Origin of the sequence: Chitinophaga hostae, assembly GCF_018224885.1 — a bacterium.
Taxonomy (GTDB): Bacteria; Bacteroidota; Bacteroidia; order Chitinophagales; family Chitinophagaceae; genus Chitinophaga; species Chitinophaga hostae.
Genome location: NZ_JAGTXB010000056.1, coordinates 1 through 913, shown reverse-complemented (window position 1 = coordinate 913; position 913 = coordinate 1). Strand labels below are relative to the sequence as shown.

1 protein-coding gene is annotated in these 913 nt (G+C 47.1%); it reads left to right on the top strand.

All coding sequences use genetic code 11. The features are described 5' to 3' along the window. On the top strand, positions 1-913 hold a 913-nt coding region (locus tag KE626_RS34485; RefSeq protein ID WP_211977711.1), incomplete at both ends, for a PA14 domain-containing protein.

The following is a 913-nucleotide window of genomic DNA, read 5'->3' as shown; positions in this document are numbered from 1 at the left end:
CAATACAAACTATTATTACAGGGTACGCCCGGTCAACGATTACGCTGCAGGCACTCTATCTGCGGAAGTGAAAGGTACTACAGCAGTTGACAGCTCTGCTCCTTCTGCCCCTCCATCATTAGCAATCAGCAGCTTTACCAACAACCAGGTTATTTTAACGTGGACAGCTGCTAGCGACGACGCAGGAATCGCCGGTTACGACATCTATGCCAACAATGTACTTAAAACATCCGTTGGAAATGTGCTCACAGGCACCGTAACCGGCCTCGCAGACGGTACCCTGTATAATTTCTATGTGAAGGCGAAAGACGTGTCGGGTAAAACCTCCACACCCAGCAACCAGGTAACTGTAAGAACCCTGAAGGCTAATCTTAATTATAAATACTACACCGGTTCATGGAGTAACCTCCCCAACTTTAACAGCCTTACACCTGCGCAAACAGGCAAGGCTTATATACCGGATCAGTCAATAGTACCGGCAGGAGTTACCACCAATTACGCCATTATGTGGACAGGGTATATCCGCATACCGGTGACAGGTACCTATAAGTTTGAAACCTATTCAGACGATGGCAGTAAGCTGTATTTCAATAAAACCTACAGCTATCTTGCCCTTGCTACTGTAAGCAATGATGGCACACACGGTGCGCAATACGCATCAGGTTCTGTTACCGTAAACGCCGGCGTTTACCCGATCACCGTTACCTACTTCCAGGCAACCGGCGGATCAGCTATGAACGTATACTGGACCAGCACACAGGCAGGTATTAACACCAGGACCTTAATACCATCGGACGCATTTGTTGATACGTCGGTAGTAAATGGTACCATTCCAACTGCACCAACAACGCTGGCAGTGGCTGTAAACAATTACAGTAAACTTAACCTGACCTGGGCAGATAAAAGTAATAAT